The 8,879-nt window shown below is 52.0% G+C and carries 6 protein-coding genes and 1 pseudogene; 3 read left to right on the forward strand and 4 right to left on the reverse strand.

From position 1 onward, the window contains the following. Nucleotides 1-56 precede the first annotated feature (56 nt). From lspA to FDW94_RS24495, 4 genes and pseudogenes are all read right to left on the reverse strand, one after another. Complete coding sequence (lspA, locus tag FDW94_RS18350; RefSeq protein ID WP_003018932.1) at nucleotides 57-554, reverse strand: signal peptidase II; 498 nt, start codon at nucleotides 552-554, stop codon at nucleotides 57-59. Continuing rightward, nucleotides 554-3,370, reverse strand: coding sequence for an isoleucine--tRNA ligase (gene ileS, locus FDW94_RS18355; protein ID WP_003829724.1), 2,817 nt, complete (start codon nucleotides 3,368-3,370; stop codon nucleotides 554-556). Before ileS ends, lspA begins: the two co-directional genes overlap by 1 nt. A 37-nt stretch (nucleotides 3,371-3,407) precedes the next feature. Next, entirely contained in the window at nucleotides 3,408-4,346 is a 939-nt protein-coding gene (gene ribF, locus FDW94_RS18360; RefSeq protein ID WP_003829725.1) for a bifunctional riboflavin kinase/FAD synthetase, read from the reverse strand. A gap of 7 nt (nucleotides 4,347-4,353) precedes the next feature. Beyond that, nucleotides 4,354-4,569, reverse strand: a pseudogene (locus tag FDW94_RS24495) (DUF2575 domain-containing protein). Nucleotides 4,570-4,674: 105 nt separating this feature from the next. On the opposite strand from FDW94_RS24495, the gene rpsT reads away from it, so the two are divergent. From rpsT to FDW94_RS18380, 3 genes are all read left to right on the forward strand, one after another. Further along, nucleotides 4,675-4,938 (forward strand): 30S ribosomal protein S20, encoded by a 264-nt coding sequence (gene rpsT, locus FDW94_RS18370; protein ID WP_003018940.1) that lies wholly within the window; start codon nucleotides 4,675-4,677, stop codon nucleotides 4,936-4,938. A gap of 458 nt (nucleotides 4,939-5,396) precedes the next feature. Continuing rightward, complete coding sequence (locus FDW94_RS18375) at nucleotides 5,397-6,767, forward strand: MFS transporter (RefSeq protein ID WP_048236162.1); 1,371 nt, start codon at nucleotides 5,397-5,399, stop codon at nucleotides 6,765-6,767. Nucleotides 6,768-6,810: 43 nt separating this feature from the next. Continuing rightward, nucleotides 6,811-8,850 (forward strand): glycoside hydrolase family 31 protein, encoded by a 2,040-nt coding sequence (locus tag FDW94_RS18380; protein WP_111466140.1) that lies wholly within the window; start codon nucleotides 6,811-6,813, stop codon nucleotides 8,848-8,850. The last annotated feature ends 29 nt before the right edge of the window (nucleotides 8,851-8,879 follow it).

Genomic DNA, 8,879 nt, shown 5'->3' on the forward strand with positions numbered 1-8,879 from the left:
TCTGCACAGAGAGGATAATACAAGGCCGGATTAGCATAGCGCCATCCGGCATTTTTTTATGCGGCTTTTTTCTCTTTCGACGGCAGGAAGCCTTCGAGAACAATCAATGCCGCGCCGATACAGATAGCAGTATCGGCCAGATTGAAGGTCGCGAAATGCCAGTCGCCGACGTAAAAGTCAATCATATCAACCACGAATCCGTGCCACAGGCGGTCGAACAAGTTGCCCAGTGCACCGCCAATGATTAACGCATACGCGATGTTGTTCAGCTTCTGGGTCGCCTTCGAGCGATACATCATCACCATCAGGATGACGCAAATACCGATGGCGATGCCGGCAAAGAACCAACGTTGCCAGCCGCCGCTGTCGGCTAAGAAGCTAAACGCCGCACCATAGTTACGCGCGTAGTGCAGATTAAGCGACGGAAACAGCGACACCGTATCCCCCAGAGCAAAGTTCTGGAGGATCAGGTATTTGCTGCCTAAATCGATAATCAGCACGACTACCACCAGCCACAGCCAGCGTAGTCCTGTTGAACAAAGAGGCTTACTCATCAGGCAAACTTACGTTGTTCGCCATCACCGGCGATGTTGCTGACACAGCGTCCGCAGATATCTGCATGTTCCGCCACCTGGCCGACGTCGGTAGTGTAATGCCAGCAGCGCGGGCATTTCTCACCTTCGGCTTTGCTCAGTACGATTTTCAGACCTTTGAGCAGTTCGCTCTGCTGAGCATCAGCAGGAGCAGCCGCATAATCCGCAACCGTCGCACCAGAGGTCAGCAGTACAAAACGCAACTCTTCGCCCAGCGCGGTCAGTTTCGCCGCCAGCTCAGGTTCAGCGTACAGGGTCACTGCAGCCTCCAGAGAACCACCGACTTTCTTATCCGCACGCGCCTGTTCGATGACTTTGTTCACTTCACCACGCACTTTCAACAGCTCGTCCCAGAAGGCATCGTTCATCGCTTCGGTTTCGCCTAAGCCAAACAGACCTTCGTACCATTCACCGGTAAAGACATACTTCTCACGATCGCCCGGCAGGTAGCCCCAGATTTCATCGGCGGTGAAGGACATGATCGGCGCCATCCAACGAACCAGCGCTTCAGCGATATGGAACAGCGCTGTCTGGCAGCTACGACGCGCCACGCTATCCGCTTTCGCGGTGTACTGACGGTCTTTGATGATGTCGAGGTAGAACGAACCCATTTCGACGGAGCAGAAGCGCATCAGGCGCTGTACCACTTCGTGGAAGTCATAGGCTTCATAGGCTTTCAGGATTTCGTCCTGCGCCGCTTGCGCACAACCTACCGCCCACCTGTCCAGCACCACCATCTCTTCCGGTTTCACCATGTCTTTAACCGGATCGAACCCATTCAGGTTCGCCAGCAGGAAGCGCGCGGTGTTACGGATACGACGATAGCTGTCGGCAGCACGTTTCAGAATTTCGTCAGAAACGGCCATTTCACCGGTATAGTCGGTTGAAGCCACCCACAGACGCAGAATATCCGCGCCCAGTTTGTTCATCACATCCTGCGGAGAAACGGTGTTACCGATAGACTTGGACATCTTACGGCCCTGACCATCAACGGTGAAACCGTGAGTCAGTACCTGGCGATAAGGTGCTTTGCCTTTCATGGCGGTGGAGATCATCAGAGATGACATGAACCAGCCACGGTGCTGGTCAGAGCCTTCCAGATACATATCGGCCGCATGGCCTGCAAACTCAGGACGCACGTCCACGACGGAGGAGTGGGTTGAACCAGAGTCGAACCACACGTCCAGCGTATCCGGGACTTTGACATACTGGTCAGCTTCGTCGCCGAGGATATCTTTCGGATCGAGATCCCACCACGCCTGGATGCCGTCAACTTCAACGCGTTTAGCCACTTCTTCCATCAGTTCGATAGCGCGCGGATGCAGCTCTTCGGTGTCTTTGTGAACAAACAGAGACATCGGCACACCCCACGTACGCTGACGGGAGATACACCAGTCAGGACGGTTAGCAACCATCGATTCAATACGCGCCTGGCCCCAGTCCGGGATCCACTGCACGCCTTTGATCTCTTTCAGGGACTGCGCGCGCAGGCCTTTTTGATCCATGCTGACGAACCACTGTGGCGTTGCGCGGAAGATGATCGGTGACTTGTGACGCCAGCAGCATGGGTAGCTGTGCTGCATCTTCTCAACGTGCAGCAGCGCACCTTTTTCGCTAAGCAGCGCAACGATTTTGTCGTTGGCTTTAAAGACGTTCACGCCGTCCAGATCCGGATAAGTACCCGCCAGGTATGCGCCGTCCGGGCCAACCGGGTTAGCGATTTCCAGACCGTATTTCTGGCTGATGACGTAGTCATCCGGACCGTGACCGCCAGCGGTATGAACCGCACCGGTACCCGCATCCAGCGTAACGTGATCGCCAAGGATAGCCGGTACATCGAAACCCATAAACGGATGGGTAAAGCGCAGCAGTTCCAGCTCAGCGCCTTTAACGGTGCCGAGAATGGTGTATTCAGCCGCGCCAATACGCTGCATAACGCTTTCAACCAGATCTTTCGCCAGAATCACAGCCTGGCCGTCAATCTGCACCAGCGCATAGTCAAAATCAGGTGCCAGAGAGATTGCGCGGTTCGCCGGTAACGTCCACGGGGTAGTGGTCCAGATAACCAGAGAGATCGGGCCGTTGACGTCAGAAACGCCAAATTTCGCTTTCACCGCATCCTGATCGGCGGCGTGGAACGCCACGTCGATGGACGGGGAGGTTTTGTCATAATACTCAACTTCCGCTTCCGCCAGCGCGGAACGGCAGTCAACGCACCAGTGCACCGGCTTCGCACCTTTGTGCAGGTGACCGTTACCGATGATTTTACCCAGCGCACGAATGATGTTGGCTTCGGTTTTGAAGTCCATGGTCAGGTACGGATGCGACCAGTCGCCCAGTACGCCAAGACGGATAAAGTCTTTACGCTGACCGTCAACCTGGGTCGCTGCGTATTCGCGGCACTTGGCACGGAACTCAGCGGCGGTAAACTTCTCGCCCGGTTTGCCGTATTCCTGCTCTACTTTCAGCTCGATCGGCAGACCGTGGCAGTCCCAGCCCGGAACGTAAGGCGAGTCATAACCCGTGAGTCCTTTGGACTTCACGATAATGTCTTTCAGAATCTTGTTAACCGAGTGACCAATATGAATGCTGCCATTCGCATAAGGAGGGCCATCATGCAGAATGAAGGTTTTTTTGCCTTTTTTGGCCGCACGAATGATGCCGTACAGGTCATCATCAGTCCAACGCGCCAGCATTCCCGGTTCGCGCTTGGCGAGATCGCCGCGCATCGGGAACCCTGTTTCCGGCAAATTCAGGGTTGATTTATAGTCACTCATCAGATTCTCGGTTCCGTATTTAAAACTCGTATAGGCATTAAGCCGGTTTTGTTAGCCCAAAAAATTCACGGGCAGTCAACTCATCACGCGCAATCTGCGCTTTTAGCTCATCCAGCGAGGCAAATCGCTGTTCGCTGCGTATTTTTTTACGCAGTACTACATCTATATGGCGACCATACAGGTCCATTACAACGTCCAATAGATGCACTTCCAACTGTTGGCGTACGCCTGCTACCGTCGGGCGGGTGCCGATGTTGGCGACGCCGGGCAACGGTTTATCGCCCAGTCCCATCACTTCAACTGCATAAACCCCTTTCACCGGAGAAACCTGGCGACGCAGCGGTAAGTTTGCTGTCGGAAAACCGATGGTGCGCCCTAATTCATCACCGTGAACGACACGTCCTGAGATAGTAAAAGGATGCCCAAGCAGGCTTTCGGCCAGTTGCAGGTTATCTTCTGCCAGCGCCTGACGTACCGCGGTGCTGCTAATGCGCACACCGCCTTCGCAGAAGGTTTGGGTGCTGGTGATATCAAAACCATACTCAGCGCCCGCTTCCTGTAATAACAAGAAATCGCCCGCACGGCTAGCGCCAAAGCGGAAATCATCACCAACGGCAAGAAATTGTACACCAAGGCGCTTAACCAGCAGATCGCTGATGAAGGTCTGCGCCGTTAATGCCGCAAAGCGCCTGTCAAAACGCACGCACAGCACGTAGTCCACGCCGCATTCCGCCAGATAACGCAGTTTTTCGCGCAGGCGAGTGAGGCGCGCAGGTGACTTATCGGTCGCAAACAGCTCTAGCGGCTGCGGCTCGAAAATCATCACCATCACCGGTAAATTGCGTTTGCGTCCTTCTTCCCGTAAACCCTGCAGCAACGCACGGTGGCCACGGTGCACGCCGTCGAAATTACCAATAGTCAGCACACACCCATGCGGGGCCTGACTGAGATTATGTATGCCTCGTATCAGCTTCATGTCTGGCTCAAAACAGTGAAAATCGTGAAAGTATACCCTGTACCGCGGTCAACGTTAACCGGCGATTGTTTCTACGAAACAGAAAGAGGATTGTTTTCATTGTTATGAAACAAATTACAGACCTTCATGGGCACGCCAATGCAATTTTTCTCGTGGAAAAGCTGTATTCACGCCACGCAAGCTGGTAGAATCCTGCGCCATCACTACGCAACGAGTGCTGCAATTTAAACGGCGCTTATTTGCACAAATCCATTGACAAAAGAAGGCTAAAAGGGCATATTCCTCGGCCTTTGAATTGTCCATATAGAACACATTTGGGAGTTGGACCTTGGCTAATATCAAATCAGCTAAGAAGCGCGCCGTTCAGTCTGAAAAGGCCCGCAAGCACAACGCTAGCCGTCGCTCTATGATGCGTACTTTCATCAAGAAAGTATACGCAGCTATCGAAGCTGGCGACAAAGCTACTGCACTGAAAGCATTTAACGAAATGCAACCAATCGTGGACCGTCAGGCTGCTAAAGGTCTGATCCACAAAAACAAAGCTGCACGTCATAAAGCAAACCTGACTGCACAGATCAACAAACTGGCTTAATCGCCTGCTTGTTGTCGCTTTGTGAAAAACCCGCGCAAGCGGGTTTTTTTATGCCTGCTATCTGACGTTTTTCTCTTTAGCCACTGATGTTGTTCTCGCTCGTTCACACTCTTCCTGACCAGCCTGTTTTTTCAGCTATCCCTTCCTCAGTCGCGTCGCGTAATACGTGAAAGTTATTTTCTTTCACTGTTTTCCTTTTTTTATTTCATTATAAAAAAAACTGTGACCACCTTAGCAAATAGAAACATCGTTCATTCAAAAACGAATAAACGCAATCCTGATGTAAGATTTGATAATTGATTGCCGCGGTAGGGTTAACTACTTTTCATGTACACCTTACTCACTCATTTTAATCTGAGGTTAAATTCAGTAACGACATAAAAAATAATATTTAAAACTTGCTTGGAAAGTAGAAGCTGTTTTTCTGGGCGTATCGTTCCAGTATCGGAGTTATTATTATGAGTTCTGTTATTGAGGATACCCAGTCATGCGGGTCAACATCATTATCTTTACTACAGCGTATTAGCTACGGCTCTTTGGATGTGGCGGGTAATCTGCTGTATTGTTTCGGTTCAACTTACATTTTATATTTCTACACAGACGTTGCAGGTATTAGCCTCGCCGTAGCAGGCGTCATCCTGCTGCTGGCGCGTATTGTCGATGGCATAGACGCCCCCATATGGGGGATCATCATCGATAAAACGCGTTCGCGTTACGGTAAATGCCGCCCCTGGTTTTTATGGTTGCCATTACCTTTTGCCGTATTCAGCGCCCTGTCATTTTGGTCTCCTGATATCAGTATGACCGGAAAAGCTATCTATGCAGCAATATCTTATATGATTGCCAGCATTCTATTTACCGGACTTAATACACCGCTCAGTGCAATATTACCCCTGATGACCTTATCTCCTAAGGAAAGACTGGTTTTAAATTCCTGGCGAATGACCGGTGGGCAAATTGGGGTTTTATTAATGAATGCGACCGCACTGCCGTTAGTTGCTTTTTTAGGTAACGGAAATGATCATGCGGGTTTTATTTATACGGCGATTATATTTGCCGTAATATCCTGTTCGTTAACGCTTTTCGCCTTTAAAAATATCCGAGAAATGAATACGGATAAAATTCAACAAGAACCTAAATTGCCGATGAAAAAGAGTTTTGCGGCAATGAAAGGCAACTGGCCATGGATCCTGATGGTGCTGGCAAACCTGATCTTCTGGATTGCCCTACAACAACGCTCCACAACGATTGTCTACTATCTTACCTACAACCTCGACCGCAAAGATCTGGTTCCGCTGATTAACAGCCTGGCGACAATTCAGATCCTGTTTATCATCGCTATCCCCTTCTTTAGCAAATACCTGGCTAAAACGTGGATATGGGTAGGCGGTCTGCTGGTCGCCACGCTTGGCGGCATCATGATGTGGCTGGCAGCGGACAACATTCCTTTTCTCATCGCCGCCTGGGTACTCGGCAATATCGGCAGCGGTATCGCCTGCTCAATGCCGTTTGCCATGCTGGGCTTCGCAGTCGACTTCGGCGCATGGAAGACGGGTATTAAGGCTACCGGCATTCTTATCGCCTTCGGCAGCACCTTCTGCATCAAGATGGGTAGTGGCCTCGGTACCGCTTTCGCTGCCTGGATCATGAACAGTTTTGGCTATGTCCCCAACCATGCCCAGAGTGCTGCGGGTCTGGAGGGAATTACCTGGGCCTTTATCTGGGCACCCGCCCTACTCTTCGCGCTCGCAGCGATCCCACTACTTTTCTTTCGTAAATACGAAGCGATGGAAGAGAAGATTCGCCACGATCTGGAAACCATCAACTAAAAACGATCTTTACCTTCACCCTCGAAATATGGGAGGCACCACCATGCCATTTATGCAACATGACCCGCGTCGCCTGGTCTGGCAGCAAAACGATCGCTATTTATGGATTGAACCCTGGGGCGAGAACAGCCTGCGCGTACGCAGTGGCCGTCATCTGCCGGTAATGAGAAATGAAGACTGGGCATTGACTGAGCCAGTCGCAGAAAGCCACTGCCACATTGATTATGAGCACCACCAGGCGACGCTGACCAACGGCAAAATTATCGCTATCGTCAATCAAAAAGGACAAGTTACCTTTTACCGCCATCCACACAAACCTCTGTTGCAGGAGTTCTGGCGCCTGCGGGGCGAAATTGGCGAGGATGAATCTTCTCACGGCCAGTACGTCAGCGCACTCAACCTTGAAGGGCGCGAATTCCGACCTATTCAGGGTGGGAAATATTCACTTAAAGCCCGCTTCGAAGCCACCGAAGGGGAAAAAATTTATGGTATGGGGCAGTATCAACAGGCTAACCTGGATCTCAAAGGATGCGTTCTTGAGCTGGCGCAACGTAACTCCCAGGCCTCAGTACCGTTTATGCTCTCCAGTCTGGGCTACGGATTTTTATGGAACAACCCGGCAGTCGGGCGCGTAACCTTTGCCCACAACGTTACCGAATGGGAAGCACAGGTCAGCGAACAGCTGGACTACTGGATCACGGCTGGCGATACCCCAGCAGAAATTAGCCGGGCATATGCGCTGGCTACCGGCACACCGCCGATGATGCCGGACTACGCCATGGGCTTCTGGCAGTGCAAACTCCGCTATCGTACGCAGGCAGAGCTGCTGGAGGTTGCCCGCGAATATAAGCGCCGCAATCTGCCTATCTCGGTGATCGTTATCGACTTCTTTCACTGGCCGAATCAGGGTGACTGGATGTTCGATGCGCGCGACTGGCCCGACCCTGATGCCATGATTGCCGAGCTGAAATCGCTGGGAATTGAGCTGATGGTCTCCGTCTGGCCGACGGTGGATAACCGCACCGAAAGCTATCGGGAGATGCGCGAAAACGGCTGGCTGGTACAAACGGAACGTGGCTTGCCGATCAATATGGATTTCCTCGGCAACACCACTTTCTTTGATGCTACCCATCCGGGTGCGCGGGACTACGTCTGGGGCAAAGCCAAACGCAACTATTATGATAAAGGCGTGAAGCTATTCTGGTTAGACGAAGCCGAACCTGAGTTCAGCGTTTATGACTATGACAACTATCGCTACCATGCCGGGCCGGTACTGGAAGTGGGCAATATCTACCCGCGAATGTACGCCAAAACCTTTTTTGATGGTATGAAAGCCGATGGTGAAGACAAGGTTATCAACCTGCTACGCTGCGCCTGGGCCGGCAGTCAAAAGTATGGCGCACTGGTCTGGTCAGGTGATATTCACTCCTCGTTTAGATCGCTACGCAACCAGTTTGCCGCCGGACTCAATATGGGAATCGCGGGGATCCCGTGGTGGACGACGGATATCGGTGGTTTTCATGGCGGTAATATTCACGACCCACATTTCCATGAACTGCTGATCCGCTGGTTCCAGTGGGGCGTATTTAGCCCGGTGATGCGTCTGCACGGCAACCGCGATCCGCAGATTTTACCGGAACAACCGTACCGGGATGGCATCGCCCAGTGTCCTACCGGTGCACCGAACGAAGTCTGGAGCTACGGTGAGGACGTGTGCGACGTACTGACGGGTTGCCTGGCGTTGCGAGAGAAACTGAAGCCCTATATCAAAGCGCTGATGGAGGAAACCCATAAGCACAATACGCCAGTGATGCGCCCCCTGTTTTTTGATTTCCCCGAACAGGAAACAAGTTGGGCAATCACCGACCAGTACTGTTTTGGTCCTGACCTGCTGATTGCCCCCGTAATGCATGAAGGTATGCGCGAACGTGATATCTGGCTACCGGAAGGGAAAACATGGACGGATCTTACGACCGGCGAGAGTTATTCGGGAGGGCAAACGTTGCACTATGCCGCGCCATTGAACAAAATTCCGGTATTTATCCGCGAAGGTGGGCAGTATCGTAGCTTATTGAGGCTATAGCATGAAACCGGCTGCGGGTGAGTACCGCA

Origin of the sequence: Citrobacter sp. wls757, from assembly GCF_005280935.1 — a bacterium.
In the GTDB taxonomy this organism is placed as follows: Bacteria; Pseudomonadota; Gammaproteobacteria; order Enterobacterales; family Enterobacteriaceae; genus Citrobacter; species Citrobacter portucalensis.

Coding starts and splice junctions, on each gene's coding strand:
- lspA (WP_003018932.1), bottom strand. CDS start 554: ATGAGTAAGCCTCTTTGTTCAACAGGACTACGCTGGCTGTGGCTGGTG.
- ileS (WP_003829724.1), bottom strand. CDS start 3,370: ATGAGTGACTATAAATCAACCCTGAATTTGCCGGAAACAGGGTTCCCG.
- FDW94_RS18380 (WP_111466140.1), top strand. CDS start 6,811: ATGCCATTTATGCAACATGACCCGCGTCGCCTGGTCTGGCAGCAAAAC.
- FDW94_RS18375 (WP_048236162.1), top strand. CDS start 5,397: ATGAGTTCTGTTATTGAGGATACCCAGTCATGCGGGTCAACATCATTA.
- ribF (WP_003829725.1), bottom strand. CDS start 4,346: ATGAAGCTGATACGAGGCATACATAATCTCAGTCAGGCCCCGCATGGG.